We start from the raw sequence: 22,963 nt of genomic DNA on the forward strand, positions 1-22,963 counted from the left end.
ATAGAAATATTTACACGCAAAATAGAGAAAAGTGAATTTGAGGATCCTCAAATTCACTTTTCTCATTATTTAGAAGCTAGTTATGTCCCAGCCTCGTTCAACTTATTTTTCTCCACCTTTTTCATTTAAAACTCTAATGAGCGATAATCAAATGGATCAATTTTCTTCAAGATGCTCAGTTCTGTTTCCGTTGGCGGCTGTGTATATTTCACTTCGTCGTAGAGCAATTCAAAGCCCGTGTTTTCTTTTACTTCTTCTAAAGAGGAGGTTGGATGAATGCTGTCCAAGTGCAGTTTGCCGCCGCGATTTTCAAAGATGCACAGTGGTGTGACGATTTTCCATAGGTTGCCTCGTGTTGTGACGAAGTCTACTTTTTCGACAAATGTTCGTTTATCGTGCTTTGTTCGCCAAATGATTGCTTTTTTTGCTGTCGGGATAAGGACAGCGCTTCCCGCCCCTCCTGGCAATCGCACCTTTGGCTGATGGTAATCACCGATGACGGAAGCATTGACATTTCCGTATAGGTCGAATTGAACGCCTCCTAGAAAAGCGACGTCTAATTTGCCCCTCATAGAAAGATCAAAAACTTGTTCAAGGGGAAAGTAAGCTTCTGCACTCGCCAGCAAGTCGCTCCCTGCTGAAGAGTAGGCAGCCTTTTTAATGGAAGAAGGGTTCATTCCCCCGGGAATATTGAGATGTACTAAGTGAGGAGCATGCATGTTTTGTGCAAGTGCCATTGCAACCATTGGGAGATGGGAGGATACGCCATGAAATACCGTTTCACCATCCTGCAGCATGTTGGCAATGGCACAAGTCATCATATCGCCGATTCGATATTGTGTAGCTTTCATAGGTGTACAGCCTTCCTTTCTCCAGCATAGTCTCTCGTTTCATAGCTTTTCAGGTATTCAGTAATTTCAGCTTTTGTTTTCAGTGCTAAAAAGGCGGTCAATCCCTTGTCATCCATTTCGTATTTTCGCTCACAAGAACATGGGGCTGCTCCTTTTGGCGTATGCACAATCGCGCTGACCATAAAGCTTGGAATATCGATGCGTTCAGGATGGAGCCTCATTTTACTTTCAGGTACGATTTGTTCAGTTGTTAAAATGACTTTTTTTGCTGCTCTGCTAATTAACACATCTTCGAATTTTGGTCCATCAATGATTGCATTCCCCTTTGCATCACATTCTTGAACATGAATAATCGCAACATCAGGGACAAGCGCTTTTACTAATGTAATGGCCTCACCGCTAAATGGGTCTTCCACTACGACGAAGTAATCGTTTTTAACGAGAAGATCGCCGGCGCATAGGCCTTTAACAGGCATAAATGGTACATTCATCGTTGCCGCCCGCAATGCGCTAATGACTGTATAGCAAGCATGCTCGTTCCCTTTTACAGCACCTGATTGCACCGCTTTTCGATAATGCATCGCAAGGCCATATTTTGTCTCATAGCTGACAAAGCCAGCATCAACCGATTCGACACAGTCCATCGCACATAATAAATCGATATCTTGCGCCCCTGCTGTTTTTACTAATCGCAATTGTTTCTTTTCTTGGCGGGCAATTTCACGAACAAATGCCATTGGCGCACGGTGAAGTACGTTGCCGCCAAAAGCGACCATATCTCCATCTTGAATAAGTGCGGCTGCTTCTTTTAGGTTCATTTTTTTCATCTATGTCACCACCGTTATTTTACTGCGTTGCTGGCTATGTGCACTGCATCCCATACTCCAGCGAATGGGGGTGCATAACAAAGATCTGTCATCCCCAATTCATCTGCACTCATTCCATTGTGTATAGCAATGGCAAACATATCGATTCTTAGCACAACGCCTTTATTGCCAACAGCCTGCGCTCCTAAAATTTTTCTTGTACGCTTTTCACAAATGAGTTTGATCCAAATTGGCGTTTGGTTTGGGTAATATCCCGGATGGTCTGCACTTTGCACAAAGACTGTCGTATAATCAATCGCTAGCTTTTGTGCCTCTTTTTCCGATAAACCTGTTCGTGCCACTTCTAGATCAAACACTTTAATGGCTGCACTTCCAAGGGTGCCTAAATATTTCTGACGGCTCCCTGCGATATTTGCGCCTGCGATTCTTCCGCATTTATTGGCGTTCGTTCCAAGTGGAATATATGTGTTTTCTTCCATTACTTTGTGATACACTTGGGCACAATCCCCAGCTGCATAAATATCTTCAATATTTGTTCTCATTTCGCGATCAATGATGATTGCGCCATTTTGAGCTAAGGCAATACCTGAACCTTGCAAAAATGACGTTGCTGGCTTGACGCCAATGGACATCAGTACTAAATCTGCTTGATATGTTCCTTTATCTGTTTGTACCGCTTCTACGTGTTCTGTTCCGTGAAAACTGATGACCTTTTCTTGCAATTGCAATTGAACACCTTGTTTTAACAGTTCTTTTTCTGTTATGTCTGTGATTTCTTGATCAAAGTTTTGTAAAATTCGTTCCGCTAGCTCGATCACCCTCACATTTTTTCCGAGCCTTGCCATTGCCTCTGCTACTTCAATCCCAATATAGCCGCCGCCTACGATGACAACGTCTTGCAGTTGAGGAGATTGCGAGATTTCTTTTAAAATCATGCCGTCCTCTAACGTTTTTAATACATGAATGTTCTGAAGCTCGACCCCAGGGAAAGGAGGGATAATTGGAAACGTCCCAGTTGCAATCATTAATTTGTCATATGTGTCAAGAAATAAGCGATTTCTGGCAATATCTCTGATCATCACTTGCTTTTTTTCTGGTACAACTTTGACAATTTCATGGTGCAGAAAAATCTCCATTCCCATTTGTTGAAATTGCTCTTTCGTTCTAGCAATCATCTTTGTATAGTCATCGTTTTCTCCTGAAACATAATACGGAAGCCCGCACGCTCCATAGGATAAAAACCCGCCTTTTTCATAAACAACGATTTCGGCATCTTTTTTCATTCTTTTTAGTTTAGAGGCAGCAGACATCCCTGCCGCCACCCCTCCAATGACAATTAGTTTCATTTCATCATTTCTCCTAACGTGACGAATAAGTCATATGGTCGCATCGTTCTTAATGGTCCAAGATTGGTTCACTATCGATGATTCCAACAACGATCGCATCGATTGGTGCATGTTTACTTAAAGCATATTGCACAGCCTGTCCAGTCGAAACGAGAACGAGTTCTCCCTCACCTGCTCCAATGGCATCTGCGGCAACAAAGTAGTCTTCTTTGTTGCCATAAAAAGGCTGGATGACTAGAAACTTAAAGCCTTGCAGTTCATCATATTTCCTAGTCGCAACTACTTTGCTGATTACTTTGCCGATTATCATGTACGTATCCTCCATTCCTAGGAGATGATTGGAAGCCACTCATTTCCTGTTAGTCCAAAGGCATTTGCATCATCCGTATCAAGATGCATATCTAATGCATACCTTTCGCTCACTCTAATTGTCACTTGCCCGATGACGCCGCCTTTTTCTCCGTCTACAAGGACAGATACTTTCTGCCCATCACGTACGCCATAGGCTGCGACATCATTCGGGTGCATATGGATATGTCGGTCTGCAATGATACAGCCTTCAGTTAAGGAGATCGCGCCTTTAGGACCGATGATTGTAATCGGAGCTGAGCCAGCTAAATTCCCAGATGATCTTACGGGCGGGGAAACCCCAAGTTTGCGAGCATCACTTGCAGCAATTTCTACCTGTGTTTGCTTTCGCAGCGGCCCTAGCACCCTTACGTTCTCAATCGTTCCTCGCGGGCCTTTAATCGTTACTTTCTCATTGCATGCATATTGGCCCGGCTGCGAAATGTCTTTAAACTTTGTTAATTCATATCCTTTGCCAAACAGCGGTTCGACATGCTCTTTTTGTAAATGAAGATGCCGTGCTGAAATGCCGACAGGTACGTGGGTTTTCTGTTCGCTGCTCCCAATTATTTGATGCTTCGCAAGCTCTTCCATTACCGCTTTTGTTATCTTTTCAATTAACGCCTGATTGACTTGATCTTTCACGACATATCACCGCTTATTTTAAAATAGGTAAAAGTTTTTCAACATCGGCATGTGGTCTTGGAATGACGTGTACTGCCACAAGCTCGCCTACTCTTTGCGCCGCATCAGCACCGACTTCTGCTGCCGCTTTTACAGCTCCGACTTCTCCTCTTACAATAACGGAAACGAGACCGGAACCGATTTTTTCACTGCCAACGATTTCCACATTTGCTGCCTTTAGCATTGCATCTGCCGCCTCGATTGCTGCTGTTAATCCTCTTGTTTCGATAATGCCTAAACTGCTCATCATTTTTCCTCCTAACGTAGATTAAACGATTGAATATTTCATTCTTATCTCATGATTAACGTGGTTACTTCAAGCCTGGGATTAATTTCAATACATCGCCATGCGGTCTTGGAATCACATGGACAGCAACGACCTCGCCAATTCTTTGGGCAGCGTCAGCACCAACATCTGTAGCTGCCTTCACTGCTCCCACATCTCCTTTTACGATGACAGACACAAGGCCAGAACCAATCTTTTCGCTGCCAACAATTTCAACATTGGCTGCCTTTAGCATCGCATCTGCCGCCTCGATTGCTGCTGTTAGTCCTCTTGTTTCAATTACTCCTAAAGATTCATTCATGATAATTCCTCCTCTTTGATTTCTTGTTTTTTATTTTTTCCTTTTTTAGGTTTTGGTTGTTTTGGTTGTTTCGGTTGTTCTGGTTTTGCTTTTGGCACTAGATAGTTTAATATTTCGGCATGCGGGTTTGAGATTACTAATGCCATCTTCAACGGATTATGTTGTTTCCCTTCGCACACCTGCTTCGCTGTCTCAACAGCAGTTGTGACGTCGGAAACGCCGCCGCCTACAATGAGCGTGACGAGCCGCCCACCTAAATATTTTTCACTTGCCACGTACTCAACATTTGCAGCCTTGCACATGCTGTCTAAAATTTCCATCGCTACGGGGAAATATTGTGCTTCTACGACACCAATCGCTTCATACTTCCTCATTCTTATCACCTTTTTCATCAGGAGCTATCAATCTTTCTAATCCTTCATAAGGCCTTGGAATGACCCGAACCGCTGCAAGCTCGCCATGCTGCTGAGCAGCTTCAGCTCCGACTTCCAATGCAGCCTGTACAGAAGCAAGATCTCCTTTGATCATGACGGTAATCATGCCAGAGCCAATTCGTTTTATTTCATAAATATCTACAAAAGCATGCTTGACCATTACATCTATACAGGCTGTTGCAGTAACCATTCCAATTACTTCAAGCAACCCTAATGACTGCTTCACTTTTCCCACTCCTCACAATCGCCCTTAGCTTTTCCGCTTTACTTTGCCAAGTGGAAGCAATTTTTTCAAATCGTCAGAAGCTAAAGGGATCATTTGAGTAATGATATCCTCTTCATCGATATACTGGCTTGCCGCTTGGCTTGCTGCTTCCAACGCTGTTTTGACATCGGCAATGCTTCCGCTGAATTTCACTTGTACGACAACTGGAATCGCTGCATTGTTGCCGAGAATTGGGTTGTTGCAATCTATTCCTTCTATTGCAATATCCGCAGCCTTGCAAGCCTGATCCATTGCAAATAACGCAACACTATATCCTTGAACCTCAAGTAAACCAATAGATTTGTTCATTTTCTCACCTATCCTATGATGCGAAATCCTCCCTCTGCAAGTACACATCTTCGTTGTCTTGTAAACGTTTTAGCAGATGTGATTCCTTCTCCGGTAGGTCCTGCTATTGTCATCGTTGTATGTCCTTCGCCGCCAAATCCAACACCGGCAAGAGAAGAAGCATTTTTTACAAAAATGGTTGTTTCAATTGCCCGCGCAAATCGCGTCAGGTGATCGATGTTTTGCGAATGCATCATTGCTGTATGGCGATTCCCATGCTCAGCAAGCACTGCTTTTTCAATTGCTTGGTCTAAATCCTTTACTCTTACAATTGGAAGGATCGGCATCATTTGTTCTAATTGCACGAACGGATGATGGAAATCTACTTCGCAAATTAATAATGGTACGTCATGATCTTTCTTTACGCCGATCTTTTCCAAGAACAAGTTTGCATCTTTACCTACCCACTCTTTAGCAACGTGATATGCTCTTCTCGGATCGAGTGAACAGCCGCTTGCCGTCTGCTCTTTATTTTCTTCAAGAGCAAAGCTCATGATCTGTTCTAATTCTTGATGGTCAAGCATGTAAGCACCGTGGTGAAGCATTTGAAAAATAAAGTCATCTGCCACTGCTTCCAACACAAATACTTCTTTTTCCGCAATACAGAGCAAGTTATTATCAAAAGACGCTCCGGCAATAATCGATTTGGCAGCGTTCTCCAAATCAGCGGTATCATCGACGATGACAGGTGGATTTCCTGCTCCCGCGCCAATTGCTTTTTTACCTGACTTGAGCAGCGCTCTTACTAGTCCAGGGCCCCCTGTTCCAACGAGTAATTTAACTTTCGGACTATCGATAAGCTGTTGCATCGTATCTAATGTTGGGTTTTTCACCATTGAGACGAGATTTTCTGGTCCTCCCGCTGTTTGAATCGCGTTGTTGATCAGCGAAATAACATAAGCGCTCGAGTGCTTTGCAGATGGATGAACATTAAAGACAACTGCATTGCCTGCCGCTAACATCCCAATTGTATTGTTGATAATCGTTTCGGTCGGATTTGTCACTGGCGTAACCGCTCCAATCAAACCGAAGGGCGCTTGCTCAACGATCGTCAAGCCATCATCGCCTGACATGGCAAGCGTATTTAAATCCTCTGTTCCTGGCGTTTTCAGCGCTGACAACTCATGCTTGGCAACCTTATCTTCCATTCGTCCAAGTTTTGTTTCTTTATATACCATCTCTGCCAACGTTTCTTTTTCTGCTAAAATCGCTTGTCTTACCGCTTCAATGATCGTCTCTCTATCTTTCAATTGAAAATCTCTCACATAGGATAACTGTGCCGAATAGCCTACTTCAATTGCATCTTCCATGTTTTCAAAGACGCCATGATCTCCTTTTGCATTGCTTGCTCGGCCAACTGCGATCGGAGCTGACTCGTGAGAAGCTGGCTTTAATGGAATCGGTTTGATTTGTTGAGTGGTTTTTTCTGGAACTCCTTTTGTTTCAGACAGATTTTCGATGACAGATTGAATCATGCGTTGAATATCTTCTTCAGTCATATTCATGATGCTACCACCTCTCATTACAACTCTTTTTTCAATATATCTTCTGTCACTTTTCTTATAATTTGTTCCATCATTGCTTTTTTCTTTTCTTCCTCATTTGCTGCTATAGGCTCATGTCCTTCTTTATTATTTTCACATGGCGGGATGCCGCCTGTTTTTATGCCCATCTTTTGTCTGATTCCAACTAAATCAGAAACTTGAGAACAATTAAGTTCATTGACTTTATTAATAATATTGTTAGAATACATCATCATTAACGCATAATGCTCTAATGATTCCATTCTAAAGTATGCTTCGATTAAATCTCTTCCCCATGTTAATGCGCCGTGATTTGCGAGTAAAACCGCATTGTAATCTTTGCAATAAGGAGCAATCGAATCGGGTACTTCTTGTGTTCCCGGCGTTGCATAAGGAGCAACTGGAACGGTTCCCAATAGAACGACCGCCTCCGGCGAAACTGGTTTGTCAAGACTGATGCCAGCAATTGCAAAAGATGTTGCTACAGGTGGATGAGCATGCACAACAGCATTTACTTCAGGGTTTTCATTGTAAACCCTTAGATGCATTTTCACCTCCGAAGATGGCTTCATTTTTCCTGAGATCACTTTCCCTGATAGGTCCATTTTCACCATCATATCCGGCGTCATAAAGCCTTTGCTAACACCAGTGGGTGTTGTCCAAATTGTGTTTGGTCCGCATTTTACGGAAATATTGCCATCATTGGCGGCAACAAAGTTTTTCTGATAGATTCTTCTGCCAATCTCACAAATTAACTTTTTCGCTTCAAAATCTGAATAATATTTATGATGAACCACTGATATATCAACTCCTTTTAAATAAAGCTTCCATCAATAGAGACATTCTCTCCGTTCATACTGATGGTTCTTGAAATTTTGCTGATGACGAAAGAGAGCAAAACACTTACTTTCACTTTACACATCTTCACATAAACCATGTGAAGAACCTATCAATATCTTACTATAATTTTCTTACTTTATATAGTGTTTGTCAACGTTTATTTTGGTTTTATTTATGTTTTTGTTGTTTTTAACAAGATAGACACATAAAAACCCAACTTTATTGAAAAACTTGCTGTTAAACGTCTTTTCGGTGTTTTTTTACCAAATTGATGAGGATGAGTCTTTCTCATTCCCAACGAATTATGGTAGGATGAAACATAAGAACAAATATGAAGGAGTTAAATGATGTTACCAATTGCCCGAAAAAACAAAATTAAAGAATTGATTGTAGAAAAAAAGAGTGTAACTGTTGCTGAATTAACGAAACTCTTTAAAGTAACGGAAGAAACAATTAGACGCGATTTAAAGCAATTAGAAGATGACGGCATTCTACATCGTACTTATGGCGGCGCCTTCATCTCTGATGGCGTTCAAAATGATGTTGATGTGAATCTTAGAGAATTCATTCATGTGGAAGGGAAAAAGAAAATCGCCTCTCAATGCTTATCATTGATCAAAAGCGGCGACTCTATTTTTTTAGATGCTTCCACGACTTCCTTAGTCATTGCGAGTATGCTGCAAGATAAAAAGCTTACCGTTGTAACGAATTCAATCAAAGTCGTCAATAAGCTGATGGAATACCCACAAGTAAATGTAGTCATCATTGGCGGCACATTAGCACACTCTTCCCTATCGACATTGGGACGAAATGCAGAGCATCATTTAAACAATTATTTTTTTGACACTGCTTTTATTTCTTGCCGCTCAGTAAGCATGCAGCACGGGATCACCGATTCCAATGAACAGCAGGCAGGAATTCGCAAGCTTGCTGCAGAACATGCAAATCGAGTAAACTTAATTGCTGACTACACGAAGTTTGACCGCACTTCCTTTGCTAGTATTTGTGGTTTTGAACAAATTGACACCATTATTGTCGATAAAAAACTTTCAGAAGAATGGTCTTCCTTTCTTGAAGAACAGGATGTAGCACTAATAGAATGCGAATGATTTTCTTAAACAAAAACCTCCGCTTAGCATGATCAGCGGAGGTTTTTTATTCATCAAATCGCTACCAGAGAACCTCGCTTCTATTTAGAGCCTTGCCGGTTCAAGCTTCAAAAATAAAGTGAAACTTCCATCAGTGGGGGTTTTCTCTCATCCCCCACTGGACAAGAAGTAGAACAAAGGCTAAGATCGCAACGTCCTGTTGCAACGCCTTTGTGACCTACGTCCTGTAGGCCCGAACCAATCGGACATTTGACTTTCAGTTATCCCCCACCTAGCGCTTCTGAATCCTCTTAGCTCTTGAGGTGGGTGTCTTACTGCCAGTTAGATGTGGGATAAAGACTAAACTGCCTTATTTTTTTTGTTGAAACATTTTAGGCAAACTGTCATTGAACGGCGCATAAGCAATGCCATTCTCCGTTACAATTCCGCTAATCAACGTATGATCTGTCACATCAAAAGCCGGATTATACGTCTTTACGTCTTTAGGCGCCATTGGTTTTTCATACCATGTTGTCGTTACTTCCTCTGAAGGTCGAAGCTCAATATGAATGTCCTCGCCAGTTTCACATGTTAAATCAATGGTAGAAAGCGGCGCACATACGTAAAATGGAATGTTATAATGTTTGGCAAGGATGGCTACACCTGACGTGCCGATTTTGTTCGCTGTATCACCGTTGGCAGCCACTCGGTCGCACCCTACAAGAACCGCTTGGACTTTGCCTTCTTTCATGACGATCGATGCCATGTTGTCACATAGCAAGGTGACATCTACGCCAGCTTCTTGCAGCTCCCACGCCGTTAGACGCGCTCCTTGAAGCAATGGTCTCGTTTCGTCAGCATAGACTTTAAAGTTGTATCCTTGTTCTTGACCTAAATAGATTGGCGCAAGTGCAGTGCCATATTTTGCAGTTGCAATCGTTCCAGCATTACAATGGGTTAAGATGCCCCACTCTGGTTTTAGAAGTGTCAACGCATGTGTTCCAATCGACTTGCATACTTCTTCGTCTTCTGCTCTAATTTGCTCTGCTTCCTCTTTTAGAGCCGCTTTTACTTGCAGAACATTTTTTCCCTTTTCATTTTGAAAACGTGTATCCATTCTATCTAACGCCCAAAATAAATTCACAGCCGTCGGCCGCGAAGAAGCCAAATATTCTTTTACCTTTTTAAAATCTTCATATAAGTCTTCATAAGTGCCAGCAGTTGATTTTTTTGTTCCTAAATACACGCCATATGCTGCGGCAATTCCGATTGCCGGTGCGCCCCGAACTTTTAGTTCGTAAATGGCGTCCCACACATCTTTCATTTCTTTCAGCTCTAAAAATACTTTCTCGTTCGGCAAGAGCGTTTGATCCAATAAAATCAGTGTATCGTTATCGTCGTCTAGTTTTACTGATTGGATTGCTTCAACTGGATTGTCCATCAGGTCATCCTCCTCTAAAATTGTTGTGCACAAGTTTGGAGCATTGTTTTATAATCGGTGCCCGTTTTCATTGCTGCTCTATCCATAATCAAAGCTTTCCCTACTGTTAAACAGATTTTTTCCGCATTGACTCTAGCAGCAGGATCTTTTATTGATGTGATGTCTTTTACATGGGCGATGCCGATAATCCGTCTGCATAGCTCCAATCCTGCAATACCAGCTGTGCTCTCTAAAACTTCTGCTAAATAATAATCTTTAAAACCATCGTACTTCGCAGTTTCTTCTGTCACTTTTTCATCCCATGCTTTGGAGAATTTTGCTGCGAAAAGATCAATGACATCTTTGATCGTTGTTTCTATATATTGCATAAATGTTGCTTTTTCTGCTTCATCTTCGATCGTATATTTCCCATTTACATAAGCGAAAAATAAATTCGCTACGACATTTCCAATGTCATAACCAGCTGGTCCATAAAAAGCAAACTCAGGATCAAAAACCTTTGTGGAGTCTTTCTTAATAAAGACAGAACCAGTGTGCAAATCACCATGAAGCAATGATTGGGTATTTGTCATAAATTCAAACTTTAGCTTTGCTGTTTCAAGTGCAAGCTGTTTATCATTCCAAATATGTTCTTTTACAAAATCTCTTGTGCTGGCAAATACGTCATTGCGCGGGCAATCATAAAACGGCTCTGTATACACAAGGTCCTCTGTTATCTCGCAAAGCTCAGGATTTGTAAATTTTTTTACTAATTCTTTCTTTTCTTTATGCTCTAACACAGCATCTGAAGTCAATAGTAATGTGTTGACAAGAAAGGTTGTAATATGATCCGCAAATAATGGGAATATCTCATGGTTTATTAGTGCTGTTCTCATCATTTGATGGTCAGATAAGTCTTCCATCGCACAGCAGTTCATAATAGGGTCATAATGATACATTTTGGGAACAAATCCAGGCGCAAGCTTGTTTTGAAGTTCTAATATTTCACTTTCAATTCTATTTCTGTCTGGTGAGACTTTAAATTCATCAGAAATTCTCGCTACCGGCCCAGCTTGTTTAATAATGATAGATTGCTGTGTGTTGGCATCGATTACTCTAAACACATAGTTTAGATTGCCATCACCAATTTCTTTGCATATTAACTTCGCATCTTTCGCGAAAAAGTCTAACTTTGTCTTCGCATATTCGATCGCGTCTTCCTCTTTCATCGTAAAGTAAGCAGTCGTAAAGTCCGTCATTTGTAACTCCTCCTGTTATCTTTGTTTATAGTAGGTTAACGCCAGTGCAAATGCTAAAACAGTTCCTTTTACGATGTCCATCGCATAGTAAGGCACTGACATCATGACTAAACCATTTTGCAGAATACCGATGAGAACTGCTCCGACAAATGTACCAAATGCATTTGGCTTGCCTGCGCCAAGAACGGAAAAACCAATGAAGGCTGCTGCAACAGAGTCCATTAAGTAAGGAGCTCCTGCATTAATTTCTGCTGTCATAACGCGTGACGCTAAAACAATACCGCCGATTGCTGCAAATACGGCTGATAGCATGTAAGCAGCTACTTTATATTTATTCACAGGAATACCAGAAAGTCTTGCTGCTTCTTTATTTCCTCCAATGACATACATGTATCTGCCATGTTTTGTATAATTTAAAAAGATATGCACTAAAATGACGACGACGATCATAATAATGATAATCCAAGGAACTTGGCCAATTTTGGCAAAGAAAGGACTAATCGTACCTGTTGAAAAACTGCCGTCAGACATAACCATATTTTCTGATACAGTTGCACCTTTCGTATAAGTAAGCGCAATACCTTGAATAATAAACATGGTTGCCAATGTCATTAGCATGTCAGGAATTTTCATCTTCACGATCATGAAGGAGTTCAATGCCCCAACGAGCAGTGAAGCTGCAATTGCCGCAAAAATAGCAATGAAAATGTTTTGTGAAAACCAAACAAACATCGAGATAACAATCGCATTCGACATCGAAGCGACCGACCCTACTGATAAGTCAAAGCCATCAACTGACAACGATATCGTGATCCCTGTTGCAATGATCGTTACAATAGAGATAGATCTTAGAATGTTTATTAAGTTATTTGCTTGAATAAATGAAGGATTTGTCGCTGCAAAAATAATGATTAATACAACAATCGTAAAAATCGTTCCATACCTATATAGTAGATCAAAGGCATCTAGCTTTTTCTTCTCTGGTGGATTAACTGGATTGGCCACACTCATTCTATTTGCCTCCCGTTGAATAAAATAATATTTCTTCCTCATTTGTTGTATGAGTTGGTAATTCCTTTACCACTTCGCCATCATAGACAACATATATTCGATCTGTGATCCCCATGATTTCAGGAAACTCACTCGATGCGTAGATAACTGCTTTTCCACGCTTCGCTAATGCTGCAATTAATTCGAAAATGTCTTTTTTTGCTCCGACGTCTACACCTTTTGTCGGTTCGTCAAAAATATATACATCAGCATCTGTAATCAGCCATTTTCCAATTGCAACTTTCTGTTGATTCCCTCCAGATAGATTTTGAACTTTCGTTTCTGCTGAAGGAGTTTTGATGCCAAGGCTGCTAATCATTTCTTTTGATTTTTTCTTTTCAGCACGAAAATCTAAAAAGCTGTTATATTTACAGAAGCTGCTTAACTGTGCAACCGTGAGATTTGTCGCTACTGACTCAGAAACTAAAATCCCTTCTTTTCTTCTTTCTTCAGGTACTAGAGCCAAGCCTTTTTTCACTGCATCGTGAGGATTTTTTACTTTTTGGCTTTTCCCTTTGATCAAAATATCTCCCGATGTAATCTTTGAAGACCCAAATATCGCCTTACAAAACTCTGTCTTTCCAGCACCGACAAGACCCGCCACACCGATAATTTCTCCAGCTCTTACATGGAGGTTCATATTTTTAACTTTATCCGAATCATGAAGCCCTTTTACCTCTAGGATCGTTTCGCCAATATCTATTTGATATTTCGGGAACTGCTCTTCGAGTTTTTTTCCAAGCATTTGTTCTACGACTCTATTTTGTGTAGTATCCTTTATTTTCTCTTTATTGATAAATTTACCATTTCTCATGATAGTGATATCATCACAGATGCTAAAAAGCTCCGGTAAACGGTGAGAAATAAAGATAACACCGACATTTTTTTCCTTTAAATCCCTTACAATTCTAAAGAGCTCTTCCGTTTCTGTATGACTTAGCGGTGCTGTAGGCTCATCTAATATGAGAAATCGACATTGCTTAGAAATAGCGCGAGCAATGAGAATCATTTGTTTTTCAGCAAGAGTTAGTTCTGACACTAGTTTCTTCGTTGAAATGTTGACATTCATGCTTTTTAAAATGTCTGCCGCTCGTTGATGGATGTTTCTCCATTTAATAAATTGACTTTTCCCCATATCGTTAACGGTTTCATTTAACATGATGTTTTCCCCGACCGATAAATATGGAACTAACGCGGTATCTACTTCTTGATATACAATTTGGACGCCATGTTCCTGTGCATCCTTTGGCGATCGAATATTTACTGTTTCGCCATTCATGAAAATGTCCCCTGTGTAATGGTTGTAAGCTCCTGATAAAACCTTCATTAATGTAGATTTCCCAGCTCCATTGGCACCGATTAATGCATGCGTAGTACCTGTTTCCGTTGTAAAATCAACATTGTCTAAAGCTTTTACACCAGGGAATTCGATTGTAATCTTTTTCATCTCTAATGTTATTGTTGAAGTGCTCATTTTCCCCACCTTCTAAGACCGTTCTTTAAGGAGACACTCCCATAAAGAGAGTGCCTTAAAGAATCCGTATTTGTGGCTTACTTCTTATAGTGGTCCTTTAACGTCTTCATCCAATCTTCTTCAAATGCATCCGTTTGTCCCCAACCTTTTACAATATCTGCAAGGTTCGTCATATTCACAGGATTTTTAGAACCTTGAAGCGCTTCCTGTCTAATAGAAGATGCTTCTAAGTCATATGTTTGTGGTGTTTCTTCTCCAGCTATTTTTTTAGCAAGAATCCTCATATTGACAGAGCCAATCATCTTCGGATCAACTGCTGATGTATAAACCCAAGGACTTTTGTCTGCTTGCATTAATTGTAAGTCAGCATTAGACACATCAATGCCATAGATTTTGATTTCATCTCTTCCTGCTTCTTTAATCGCACGTTCAGCACCAATTGCAAACGCATCCCATGTTGCGAAAACAGCATCTATTTCACCTTTTTTATATTTGTTTAGCATTGCTGATACCGCGTTTTGTGTTTGTACAGAAGTATCTGCAGCCGCTACTCCAAATCTGCCAAGCTCTTTTATTCCAGGATTTTCTTTTAGTTTTTCTTGATAAACGTTATTGCGTCTTTCCATTGGCGGGAATCCGTCTACCCAAAGGTAAACAATATTTGCCTCGCCATCGAAATCTTTAATCAACTCATCTAGCGCTAGTTCCGCTAACGCTTCATCATCTTGAGAAGTAAGCGTAACACCCTCAATATTCTCTAAATCACTAGTTGAATCAAAAGTGACAACGCTTTTACCTTTTTCAACAATTTTTTCTACATAATTTATTGTACCAGCATCGTCACCATGTGAAATGATAAATCCATCATAATTTTCCTCAATCGCTTGTGCGATTGCATCGTGGAACTTCGCAGTATCTCCATTAGCTGTAAACACATCTACTTTAAATCCAAGCGCTTCCCCTTCCTCTTTAGCTCCAGCTAAAAATTGAGCTGTATGGTCATCGCCGCCTATCTTTCTAATAACCTTAATTTTTACATCTTCGCCTTTAGCAAATCTCTCTGGGACATTTTCTAATGAGACATTTGCATTGCCTTTTGGCTCATCGCTTTTATCTTCTTCCTTTGAAGAAGAACAACCTGCAAACAGAAGTAGTATTGCAAGCATTGGCACCAATACTTTCTTGAACGGGCTTACTTTCATCTTTTACACTCTCCTTCTATCATTTGATTGTTTTTTAATCCAAAATCATGAAATCGGTTTCTTTTTCATGATAACGGATACAATAGAATTTACATTATTTCTTACATTGTACCTAAATTCTATCATGTTAATCTTACTTATACAATTCTTTTTTTGGGTTTTTACATGTATTTTTTGGTTTTGTTTGTTTTTTGTACATATATCGCCTTTCATTTTGTTTTTTTACACGATGTAAAAAGTGGTTTGGAAGCGCAATCTACACCTATTATTGTATTTATGTGAAAGGTTTTCTTTTACAGGAATCTATTGGGTTTTAACAGCAAACTTGCTATCTCAGTAAAAATAAGGAGATAAACCAACAAAAAGAGGAGAAAAGATGGATATATCATATCAGGGGTGTTGATTAATCAATAAAAACATACAAAAAAAGAACACCTTTCTTGTAAAATGTCATTTGCCGAAAACAAACTCAAGAAAAGATGTCCGTATGAAAAGAATACCATATTCAGAATTTCTTCAAAAAATGATGTCAGAAGAAGAACTCGTAGATATTCAAATAGCCTTCGGTCAGAAAGAGACTGCCCGTAAACTCTATGTTCTTACACTAATCAAAATTTACTTAGTTTGCGCATCCGTGAATAAGTTGGGTTGCCACAAATTGACCATGCAACTCTCAAAAAACAAGTAACATGGACTACTACATCATGAAAAGACCCTTTGATATTTAGTCGTGATACGACGGACATCAAAGGGTCTCCTTTGGTAGACTCCACCAAGATTACAGTGGGAAATTAACATCTTCATTGGGACTTTATTACGAGGAGCGTGCAGGAATCAAACTACATGTTAGCTGCACTCCCGCTCACTGAAATGCCTCTTCAAATCGTTGAAACGACTTCTTCTCGTTTAATCATTTGTAGATAGCGATAGATGCTAGATTCAGAAGTTTTCATAATGGTAGCAATCTCAGGAACAGCCCCTTTTAAAAGAAACACACCACGATTGTTTAAGTCGCGAATGATTTCTAATTTATCTTCTTGTTTTAAGTATTCAATTGTAACTCCTTTTTCTTCGGTAATTTCATGGATGATTTGTCGAGTCATTTCTTCAATCGATTGAGACAAGTTTTCCGACTCTAAGTTTTCATTATGAATATTTTGGTCTTTACAATTGTTTTTGTTGTATGAACAAACGATATCTTCAACAATCTTTTCTAAGTTGTTTATTAAAGATTCGTCAGTATTAACACAAATCATTCCAATTAACTCGCCTTTTTCACGAATAAAAAAAGTCGAGGATTTTAGATTTTTGTTTCCAGTAGTTTTCCCGAGATAATTTGTGATGAAATGTTTGTCTTGGTGTTTATTTTCTTTCAATATCTTTAACACTAGGTCGGTGGCAGGAGCACCTACTTCGCGATTGGAGATATGATTGTTTCTAATTGCGACGACAGAATGATTTAAGTTGCTCAGATCATGAAGAACAACTTCACTATTCCTGCCAAGAATCTCAGCTAAAAAATCAACAAAAGGAATATATTTTTCTAATTTGTTATTCATAATATCCTCCCATTTCTTCACTATCATTATAGTAAAAATTTATTATCTATGCAAGTAATTTTCGTTCCGACTGATTTTTCCTACTTTTTTTGTAAAATCTATATATATCAAGCTACTTAGCATTTATAAGATGGATGATATATCTAAATTTTACGGTTTAGTGAACAATTACTTCCATAATAATAATACTTTATCGTTATGAGAATAAAATATATTGACTGTAAAAGATTATTAATTTACAATGAAAACTGGTTAGGACATAAAAACTCTTAAACAAAAGGTGAGGATATTGTGAAAAGAATTAATACGAAAAAAGCACCTGAAGCGATTGGACCTTATGTACAAGCTGTAAAGTTCAATAACATCATTGTTACATCTGGACAACTTCCGATAAATTCGGATGTTGGAATAATTGAAAGCACTTCCGTAAAGGAACAAACTTACCGTTCCCTTACGAATATTAAAAATATTTTGGAGGAAGAGGGTGGTCACATCAAAAACATTGTTAAAACTACTGTTTTTTTACAACATATGGATGATTTTGCCGAAATGAATGAAGTATATGACGAATTTTTCAAAGGAATGCAATGTCCTGCTCGAACAACTGTTGAAGTAGCAAAACTACCTATGAATGCGTTAGTAGAAATTGAAGCAATAGCTATTTTGGAGGGGGAATAATAATGGAAATGCAAAAATTCGTAGAAATGTATAGTGTAGAGCGTAGAAATACAAGCTGTTTAAAATGGGATGCATTAGAGGAGCGGTTTGGAGATCCTAACTTAATTGCAATGTGGGTAGCCGACATGGAATTTAAGGCTCCTAAAGCTGTTACTGAAGCTTTAGTAAAACGAGCAGAACATGGCGTTTTTGGATACTCAGTAACACCTGATTCTTATTATGAAGCTTATTTCAATTGGCAACAAAAACGTCATGGTATTCATCTAGAAAAAGAGTGGATTCGTTTTTCAACCGGTGTTGTTCAAGAGCTTTACAATTTGGTGAACATTTTTACTGAAGAAGAAGATGCGGTCATTATTATTACACCAGTATATTATCCGTTCCATAATGCTATTAAAGATACCAATCGCAAATTAGTGCGTTCTGAATTAATTAATGAAGATGGAAAATATCGTATTGATTTCGCTGATTTTGAAAAACAAATTGTAGAAAACAATGTAAAATTATTTATCCTATGCTCTCCACATAATCCTGTTGGACGCGTATGGACTGAAGAAGAATTAGAAACAGTTCTCGAAATCTGTAAAAAACACAATGTGTTTGTGATAGCTGATGAGATTCATCAAGATATTATGATAGGAGAACGAAAATTTATTTCTGCTCTGAATGTGAAAGATCGAGCATACTGTGATAATTTATTAGTTGTCACTGCACCATCTAAAACATTCAACTTAGCATGCTTATTAAATGCACACACGATTATTCCTGATGAAAAAATTCGTGAAAAATATGATCAAGACATGAAGACGATTAATCAAACAGAAAAGAGTCTTATGGGCCAAATTGCTGCTGAAGCAGCTTATGCACATGGAGAAGAGTGGGTAGAAGGTCTACTCGCGGTCATTCGTCACAATTTCAATCATTTAAAAAATGAGTTGCAACAACACGCACCAAAAGCAATTGTAACAGAATTAGAAGGCACATATTTAGCTTGGATTGATTTAAGACCGTATATCAATTGTGAAGAAACGAAGGAGTTTATCCAAGATAAATGTGGCTTAGCTATTGATTTTGGTGAATGGTTTAGTGATAAATGTAAAGGGTTTGTTCGTTTAAATATGGCTACAGATCCGAAAATTGTAGAATTAGGCACCAAACGCATCATTACTGAACTAAAAAAACTAGAATGTTAGGAGTAATGACTAATGAAGGTATTGAAAAATTATAAATTTTCACTAATCCTACTAGGGTGTATGTTACTTGGTTCAATCGTTGGTGCAATAATGGGGGAAAAAGCTCAGATTTTTTCCCCTGTAGCTAACTTATTCTTAAATTTACTATTTTGCTGTGTTGTCCCATTAATTTTTGTTTCGTTAGTGTCTGCCATTACGAATATGGAAAGCACAAAGAAACTTGGAAAGATTTTAGGGATCATGTTTTCCATATTTATTGTGACAGGAATTATCGCAGCGATTTATATGCTAGCCGTTTGTATTATATTTGACCCAGCTAAGGGTACAAACATTGTGATGAACGAAACCGTTGACGCTTCTAGCAAGATGGATTTCTTAGCGATGTTTACCGTAGAAGATTTTCCATTATTATGGTCTCGTCAAAATTTAATGGCATTAATTGTTTTCTCTATCATCTTTGGACTAGCTACCGTTTCAGCTGGTGAAAAAGCTAAACCTGTCGTCAAATTATTTAATGGCGCTACTGAAGTTGTTATAAAAATTGTTGGCTATGTCATGTATTTAGCGCCGATTGGTTTAGGAGCGTTCTTTGCAACATTAATTGGAGAATATGGCTCAGAAATTGCAGGACCATTATCTCGGGCAATCATTATTTACCTCATTGCATCTGTTGGTTTTTACTTTATCTCTAACTTTATATTTGCATATATTGGTGGAGGGAAAAAAGGCGTATCCCTTTTTTGGAAAAACATCATTCCTCCAACATTAACCTCATTAGGAACTTGTTCAAGTGCAGCAGCGATTCCGTCAAATCTTATCGCGGCGAAAAATATTGGTATTCCAGATGAAATTGCTAATATCACAATTCCTATGGGAACAAACTTGCATAAAGATGGAGCTGTGTTAATTCAAATATTAAAAATTGTCTTTATGTGTAGTATTTTTAATATCAATATTTTAGAACCAAAAAATCTGATTACAGCTATTGTAGTCTCAGTTGTCGCTTCAAGTGTAATGGGAGCTATACCAGGCGGTGGATACGTTGGAGAAATTTTCATCGTTTCTGCATTTGGTTTTCCAGAAGTAGCGATTCCAATTATGGTATTAATCGGAACAATCACTGATGCTCCAGCAACTGCAATTAATGCATCAGGAGATGTAGGAACTGCAATGGTTGTAAGCCGTGTAATTGAAGGTAAAGACTGGATAAATGACGGCGCCCAAGAAGTAGCTTAAATGTTCTGATAAAGAAAAGGACTGTCTCTAAGTCGAACCGACTTTGGAGGCAGCCTTTCTATTATTTGTTTAAGCTTCATGTTTGATTTTCTATGACATATACATCATCATGAAAGCGATCAATGGATCTTCTTTTGGTAGACGCCACCACGATTACAGTGGGAAATCGCGTCTTAAATTAAACTACTTTAGCTACACTCTTCTTACTGAAATGCCTCTTCAAGTCATCGAAAACGACTGGACTTGTGCATGATGAGAAACTGATTCATAGGAAGACCTCTTTTCTGTGAATTTTGTCTGGCAACTCAATATCAAGAAAAGGGGTTCCTTTTTTGTATCATTATTCATTTACACAAAATATTTTACGCTCTCTTTTAAAACACCTCGTTTTTTTCAACTTTATACGCTAAATGAAAACATTCTCTCTCCTCTTTATTTTTTTCCATCATTAAAAAAACGTTTAGCCAAATATACTTCGTATTCGTCAACGAAATAAAGCAACCTTTGTTCCCTGTTTGTATTTTTTGTTCTACATTATATTATATTTATTCCCCCAATATATAATCGCAAAATAAAAATGGTTCTTTTTGTCGAAAAAGAGCCGTTTACACGTACCAATAGGCAACAAAAGCTCTTCATTTATAATATTTCTATATACTTAGTTATCATCAGATGGACCTCTTTTTTTATTGATTTTAAAGTATCCTTTATTTTTTTTAGAAAAAATGAACTTTTTTTCACTATCATGACTCTTATAGAGAAGAGGAAGAGGTGAAGGCATGAATGTAGCTCGATTAGTGAAAAAAGCGAAAAAGGGAAGTAAAGAAGCATTGCTTCAATTAATTTTGGCTGAAAAAGATGCTTATTATAAGCTTGCTCTCACCTATATGGGGAATACGCATGATGCAATGGATGCGATGGAGGAAATGATTGTAAGGTTATATGAAAAGATCGATCAGCTCAGGAAGGAAGAAGCTTTTTACAGCTGGAGTAAAACCATTTTGGCAAATAGCTGTAAGGACTTGCTTCGCAAGCGGAAAAAACTAGTGTTAATAGATGATTGGCATACTGTTAATGAGAGCCATACTTCGACTAGCGACCCTTATATTAGCAGTGATCAACAAATGGATATCAAAGCACTGCTGCTGCATTTAAATGATCATCAAAAAGAAGCAATCCAATTAAAATATCTTCATGATCTCGATTACAAAACAATAGCTGATATGACCAATGTTTCGATTGGAACCGTGAAATCAAGGATTTTTCGAGGATTAAAAAAGCTAAGAGATCATTATAGAGGTGATGCTGATGAATAATGTTGAAAAACGATTAGCTGAAGAGAAGAAGCGTATGAACTCCATAACAGCACCTGAAGAATTAGAAATGAGATTAAGAAATGCTCTAAATACTGCTGCTCCAAGAAGAAAACGAAAAACACCTATTTGGATGATGGCAGCGGCCGCCTTATTTCTAATGTTCTTCGTTGGATATCATTACAATGCTGTTGCCTTTTATGGGAAGAAATTATTTGGATTTGATGAAATGATGGACCGTCATACATTAAAAAAATTAGATGATGAAGGTATGGGACAAATCATAGAAAAAAAAATCAAGCTAAAAGACGGATCCGTTTTTGTTATTAATGGATTGATAGCAGATGCCAATCAATTAGTGATGTATTATACATTAACCAATCCAAATGGGATAAAGGACTACGATAATAACCTTTTCCCCCTAACTTTTTCAAAAATAACTGGATTTTCTACGAACTCAGATGCAGTAAGTGGCTCTATATTGGCAAACGACGATCACACTGAAATAAAAGGAACGAAGTCTTTTGAACCTGTAAGTCCATTTGCAAAAAAATTAACGTTGCACTTTGGACAATATCTACAGAACGGCGAGATGACAGAAGAAAGTATTTCTTTTCCTTACGCTCCAAATAAAGCGATGCAAACAACGATTAAACAATCCGTAAAGAAAACGGTGAAGGTTGACAAAGGCAAAATTACATTTCATTCGATTAAAGCTACCCCAACAATGACAGTAATCGATGGAGAGTTGAATGTGAAAAATTTTGATAGAGTCCCTGGCGCGTTAGATAGAATCGAATTAATTGCTAATGGAACGCCTATAGATAGCTTGGGTGGCAGCGTTAAATCTTCCATATGGGGAACAAAATTCGAGATTCACTATGATGCGCTGCCAAAGCAGCTAGATTCATTAGAATTAGTCGTAAAAGAGTTTGTCGGATATCAAAAGCTAGGAAAAAAACTTCCCCTTGCTTCGATAGACGATAAGCCAATTATGCTTGATCATAAACAATTATGGGTGAAAAATGTGTCCACGACTTCAGAAAACGTTGAAATAACGATCGCTACAGAGGATGATGTCATGCTCGATGGCGTATCAATTAAAACACAAAACAAGGAAACTCCTTTAAAAACAATAAGAGGTCAAATCCACACCAATCAAGAAGACGGAAGAGAAGTAAAAGAACGCACTTTATTATTTGAAACAAAAACAAAACCAGAATTCCTACTGATCGAAGGAATGCACTACATGAAAACGTACAATCACGTAATCGATATACCAATTAAGTGAAATTTATTGCTTAAATATGATTCTAAACTGACACCTTATTAGACTTCTATTCAAAAGAGGTTGGGACAAAACCCACCTCTGACATGAAAAAGCCGGTGAAATTTTACGACGAGTAAAATTTCACCGGCTTTGATAACTTTTGCATTA

The 22,963-nt window shown here is 38.7% G+C and carries 24 protein-coding genes; 6 read left to right on the forward strand and 18 right to left on the reverse strand.

What is annotated here, in order from left to right; all coding sequences use genetic code 11:
- Window positions 1-125: 125 nt before the first annotated feature.
- The 12 genes from J2S08_RS21725 to J2S08_RS21780 all read right to left on the reverse strand — a co-directional run bounded on the left by J2S08_RS21725 (window position 126) and on the right by J2S08_RS21780 (window position 8,010).
- Window positions 126-851 carry a CoA-transferase subunit beta gene (locus J2S08_RS21725; protein WP_307233337.1) on the reverse strand — a complete coding sequence of 242 codons (726 nt, stop codon included), beginning with the start codon at window positions 849-851 and terminating at the stop codon, window positions 126-128.
- Window positions 848-1,678, reverse strand: a complete 831-nt coding sequence (locus J2S08_RS21730; protein WP_307233339.1) for a CoA transferase subunit A — start codon at window positions 1,676-1,678, stop codon at window positions 848-850. The genes J2S08_RS21725 and J2S08_RS21730 overlap by 4 nt, the downstream gene beginning before the upstream one ends.
- 14 nt (window positions 1,679-1,692) lie before the next feature.
- The gene (locus tag J2S08_RS21735; protein WP_307233341.1) at window positions 1,693-3,024 is read right to left on the reverse strand and encodes a CoA-disulfide reductase; all 1,332 of its coding nucleotides are present in this window, start codon (window positions 3,022-3,024) and stop codon (window positions 1,693-1,695) included.
- 49 nt (window positions 3,025-3,073) lie between these two features.
- On the reverse strand, window positions 3,074-3,334 hold the full coding sequence (locus tag J2S08_RS21740) for a EutN/CcmL family microcompartment protein (RefSeq protein ID WP_307233343.1): 261 nt from the start codon (window positions 3,332-3,334) through the stop codon (window positions 3,074-3,076).
- A gap of 17 nt (window positions 3,335-3,351) precedes the next feature.
- Window positions 3,352-3,966 carry a phosphate propanoyltransferase gene (gene pduL, locus J2S08_RS21745; RefSeq protein ID WP_307233380.1) on the reverse strand — a complete coding sequence of 205 codons (615 nt, stop codon included), beginning with the start codon at window positions 3,964-3,966 and terminating at the stop codon, window positions 3,352-3,354.
- A 64-nt stretch (window positions 3,967-4,030) separates the two neighbouring features.
- Window positions 4,031-4,306 carry a BMC domain-containing protein gene (locus J2S08_RS21750; protein ID WP_307233345.1) on the reverse strand — a complete coding sequence of 92 codons (276 nt, stop codon included), beginning with the start codon at window positions 4,304-4,306 and terminating at the stop codon, window positions 4,031-4,033.
- 61 nt (window positions 4,307-4,367) lie between these two features.
- A complete protein-coding gene (locus tag J2S08_RS21755) occupies window positions 4,368-4,646 on the reverse strand; it encodes a BMC domain-containing protein (RefSeq protein ID WP_307233382.1) in 279 nt (92 codons plus the stop codon).
- Window positions 4,640-5,017, reverse strand: coding sequence for a BMC domain-containing protein (locus J2S08_RS21760; protein WP_307233347.1), 378 nt, complete (start codon window positions 5,015-5,017; stop codon window positions 4,640-4,642). Before J2S08_RS21760 ends, J2S08_RS21755 begins: the two co-directional genes overlap by 7 nt.
- A complete protein-coding gene (locus tag J2S08_RS21765; RefSeq protein WP_307233348.1) occupies window positions 5,004-5,303 on the reverse strand; it encodes a BMC domain-containing protein in 300 nt (99 codons plus the stop codon). Before J2S08_RS21765 ends, J2S08_RS21760 begins: the two co-directional genes overlap by 14 nt.
- Before the next feature lie 24 nt (window positions 5,304-5,327).
- Entirely contained in the window at window positions 5,328-5,651 is a 324-nt protein-coding gene (locus tag J2S08_RS21770; protein ID WP_307233350.1) for a BMC domain-containing protein, read from the reverse strand.
- 8 nt (window positions 5,652-5,659) lie between these two features.
- Window positions 5,660-7,195: an aldehyde dehydrogenase family protein gene (locus J2S08_RS21775; protein WP_307233352.1), complete on the reverse strand. Its 1,536-nt coding sequence runs from the start codon at window positions 7,193-7,195 to the stop codon at window positions 5,660-5,662.
- 17 nt (window positions 7,196-7,212) lie between these two features.
- Entirely contained in the window at window positions 7,213-8,010 is a 798-nt protein-coding gene (locus tag J2S08_RS21780) for a class II aldolase/adducin family protein (protein WP_307233354.1), read from the reverse strand.
- A 390-nt stretch (window positions 8,011-8,400) separates the two neighbouring features.
- Here J2S08_RS21780 and J2S08_RS21785 point away from each other — a divergent pair, with 390 nt between their 5' ends.
- Entirely contained in the window at window positions 8,401-9,162 is a 762-nt protein-coding gene (locus J2S08_RS21785) for a DeoR/GlpR family DNA-binding transcription regulator (RefSeq protein WP_307233355.1), read from the forward strand.
- Between the two features lie 349 nt (window positions 9,163-9,511).
- Here the strand turns inward: J2S08_RS21785 and mtnA are convergent, their stop codons facing one another.
- The 6 genes from mtnA to J2S08_RS21815 all read right to left on the reverse strand — a co-directional run bounded on the left by mtnA (window position 9,512) and on the right by J2S08_RS21815 (window position 17,105).
- Window positions 9,512-10,582 carry an S-methyl-5-thioribose-1-phosphate isomerase gene (mtnA, locus tag J2S08_RS21790; RefSeq protein ID WP_307233358.1) on the reverse strand — a complete coding sequence of 357 codons (1,071 nt, stop codon included), beginning with the start codon at window positions 10,580-10,582 and terminating at the stop codon, window positions 9,512-9,514.
- A 14-nt stretch (window positions 10,583-10,596) separates the two neighbouring features.
- On the reverse strand, window positions 10,597-11,820 hold the full coding sequence (mtnK, locus tag J2S08_RS21795; protein ID WP_307233360.1) for an S-methyl-5-thioribose kinase: 1,224 nt from the start codon (window positions 11,818-11,820) through the stop codon (window positions 10,597-10,599).
- 15 nt (window positions 11,821-11,835) lie between these two features.
- Window positions 11,836-12,831 (reverse strand): ABC transporter permease, encoded by a 996-nt coding sequence (locus tag J2S08_RS21800; protein ID WP_307233362.1) that lies wholly within the window; start codon window positions 12,829-12,831, stop codon window positions 11,836-11,838.
- Window position 12,832: 1 nt separating this feature from the next.
- Window positions 12,833-14,344 carry a sugar ABC transporter ATP-binding protein gene (locus J2S08_RS21805; protein WP_307233365.1) on the reverse strand — a complete coding sequence of 504 codons (1,512 nt, stop codon included), beginning with the start codon at window positions 14,342-14,344 and terminating at the stop codon, window positions 12,833-12,835.
- 77 nt (window positions 14,345-14,421) lie between these two features.
- The gene (locus J2S08_RS21810) at window positions 14,422-15,546 is read right to left on the reverse strand and encodes a sugar ABC transporter substrate-binding protein (protein ID WP_307233367.1); all 1,125 of its coding nucleotides are present in this window, start codon (window positions 15,544-15,546) and stop codon (window positions 14,422-14,424) included.
- A gap of 878 nt (window positions 15,547-16,424) precedes the next feature.
- Window positions 16,425-17,105: a helix-turn-helix transcriptional regulator gene (locus tag J2S08_RS21815; RefSeq protein WP_307233369.1), complete on the reverse strand. Its 681-nt coding sequence runs from the start codon at window positions 17,103-17,105 to the stop codon at window positions 16,425-16,427.
- A 291-nt stretch (window positions 17,106-17,396) separates the two neighbouring features.
- Here J2S08_RS21815 and J2S08_RS21820 point away from each other — a divergent pair, with 291 nt between their 5' ends.
- The 5 genes from J2S08_RS21820 (at window position 17,397) to J2S08_RS21840 (ending at window position 22,816) form a co-directional block, all read left to right on the forward strand.
- Complete coding sequence (locus J2S08_RS21820) at window positions 17,397-17,783, forward strand: Rid family detoxifying hydrolase (RefSeq protein ID WP_307233370.1); 387 nt, start codon at window positions 17,397-17,399, stop codon at window positions 17,781-17,783.
- Between the two features lie 2 nt (window positions 17,784-17,785).
- On the forward strand, window positions 17,786-18,976 hold the full coding sequence (locus J2S08_RS21825; RefSeq protein ID WP_307233372.1) for a MalY/PatB family protein: 1,191 nt from the start codon (window positions 17,786-17,788) through the stop codon (window positions 18,974-18,976).
- Between the two features lie 12 nt (window positions 18,977-18,988).
- Window positions 18,989-20,212: a dicarboxylate/amino acid:cation symporter gene (locus J2S08_RS21830; protein WP_307233374.1), complete on the forward strand. Its 1,224-nt coding sequence runs from the start codon at window positions 18,989-18,991 to the stop codon at window positions 20,210-20,212.
- Window positions 20,213-20,991: 779 nt separating this feature from the next.
- Complete coding sequence (locus tag J2S08_RS21835; RefSeq protein ID WP_307233376.1) at window positions 20,992-21,528, forward strand: sigma-70 family RNA polymerase sigma factor; 537 nt, start codon at window positions 20,992-20,994, stop codon at window positions 21,526-21,528.
- Window positions 21,521-22,816, forward strand: coding sequence for a DUF4179 domain-containing protein (locus J2S08_RS21840; RefSeq protein ID WP_307233378.1), 1,296 nt, complete (start codon window positions 21,521-21,523; stop codon window positions 22,814-22,816). The genes J2S08_RS21835 and J2S08_RS21840 overlap by 8 nt, the downstream gene beginning before the upstream one ends.
- Window positions 22,817-22,963: the final 147 nt, after the last annotated feature.

Source organism: Bacillus chungangensis (genome assembly GCF_030812995.1).
GTDB classification, from domain to species: domain Bacteria; phylum Bacillota; class Bacilli; order Bacillales; family Bacillaceae_C; genus Bacillus_CF; species Bacillus_CF chungangensis.

Excerpts from the sequence above, each read along its gene's own strand:
- J2S08_RS21725 (WP_307233337.1), bottom strand. The coding sequence starts at position 851 with ATGAAAGCTACACAATATCGAATCGGCGATATGATGACTTGTGCCATT.
- J2S08_RS21730 (WP_307233339.1), bottom strand. The coding sequence starts at position 1,678 with ATGAAAAAAATGAACCTAAAAGAAGCAGCCGCACTTATTCAAGATGGA.
- J2S08_RS21735 (WP_307233341.1), bottom strand. The coding sequence starts at position 3,024 with ATGAAACTAATTGTCATTGGAGGGGTGGCGGCAGGGATGTCTGCTGCC.
- J2S08_RS21740 (WP_307233343.1), bottom strand. The coding sequence starts at position 3,334 with ATGATAATCGGCAAAGTAATCAGCAAAGTAGTTGCGACTAGGAAATAT.
- pduL (WP_307233380.1), bottom strand. The coding sequence starts at position 3,966 with ATGGAAGAGCTTGCGAAGCATCAAATAATTGGGAGCAGCGAACAGAAA.
- J2S08_RS21750 (WP_307233345.1), bottom strand. The coding sequence starts at position 4,306 with ATGATGAGCAGTTTAGGCATTATCGAAACAAGAGGATTAACAGCAGCA.
- J2S08_RS21760 (WP_307233347.1), bottom strand. The coding sequence starts at position 5,017 with ATGAGGAAGTATGAAGCGATTGGTGTCGTAGAAGCACAATATTTCCCC.
- J2S08_RS21770 (WP_307233350.1), bottom strand. The coding sequence starts at position 5,651 with ATGAACAAATCTATTGGTTTACTTGAGGTTCAAGGATATAGTGTTGCG.
- J2S08_RS21775 (WP_307233352.1), bottom strand. The coding sequence starts at position 7,195 with ATGAATATGACTGAAGAAGATATTCAACGCATGATTCAATCTGTCATC.
- J2S08_RS21785 (WP_307233355.1), top strand. The coding sequence starts at position 8,401 with ATGTTACCAATTGCCCGAAAAAACAAAATTAAAGAATTGATTGTAGAA.
- mtnA (WP_307233358.1), bottom strand. The coding sequence starts at position 10,582 with ATGGACAATCCAGTTGAAGCAATCCAATCAGTAAAACTAGACGACGAT.
- mtnK (WP_307233360.1), bottom strand. The coding sequence starts at position 11,820 with ATGACGGACTTTACGACTGCTTACTTTACGATGAAAGAGGAAGACGCG.
- J2S08_RS21800 (WP_307233362.1), bottom strand. The coding sequence starts at position 12,831 with ATGAGTGTGGCCAATCCAGTTAATCCACCAGAGAAGAAAAAGCTAGAT.
- J2S08_RS21805 (WP_307233365.1), bottom strand. The coding sequence starts at position 14,344 with ATGAGCACTTCAACAATAACATTAGAGATGAAAAAGATTACAATCGAA.
- J2S08_RS21810 (WP_307233367.1), bottom strand. The coding sequence starts at position 15,546 with ATGAAAGTAAGCCCGTTCAAGAAAGTATTGGTGCCAATGCTTGCAATA.
- J2S08_RS21815 (WP_307233369.1), bottom strand. The coding sequence starts at position 17,105 with ATGAATAACAAATTAGAAAAATATATTCCTTTTGTTGATTTTTTAGCT.
- J2S08_RS21825 (WP_307233372.1), top strand. The coding sequence starts at position 17,786 with ATGGAAATGCAAAAATTCGTAGAAATGTATAGTGTAGAGCGTAGAAAT.
- J2S08_RS21830 (WP_307233374.1), top strand. The coding sequence starts at position 18,989 with ATGAAGGTATTGAAAAATTATAAATTTTCACTAATCCTACTAGGGTGT.
- J2S08_RS21835 (WP_307233376.1), top strand. The coding sequence starts at position 20,992 with ATGAATGTAGCTCGATTAGTGAAAAAAGCGAAAAAGGGAAGTAAAGAA.
- J2S08_RS21840 (WP_307233378.1), top strand. The coding sequence starts at position 21,521 with ATGAATAATGTTGAAAAACGATTAGCTGAAGAGAAGAAGCGTATGAAC.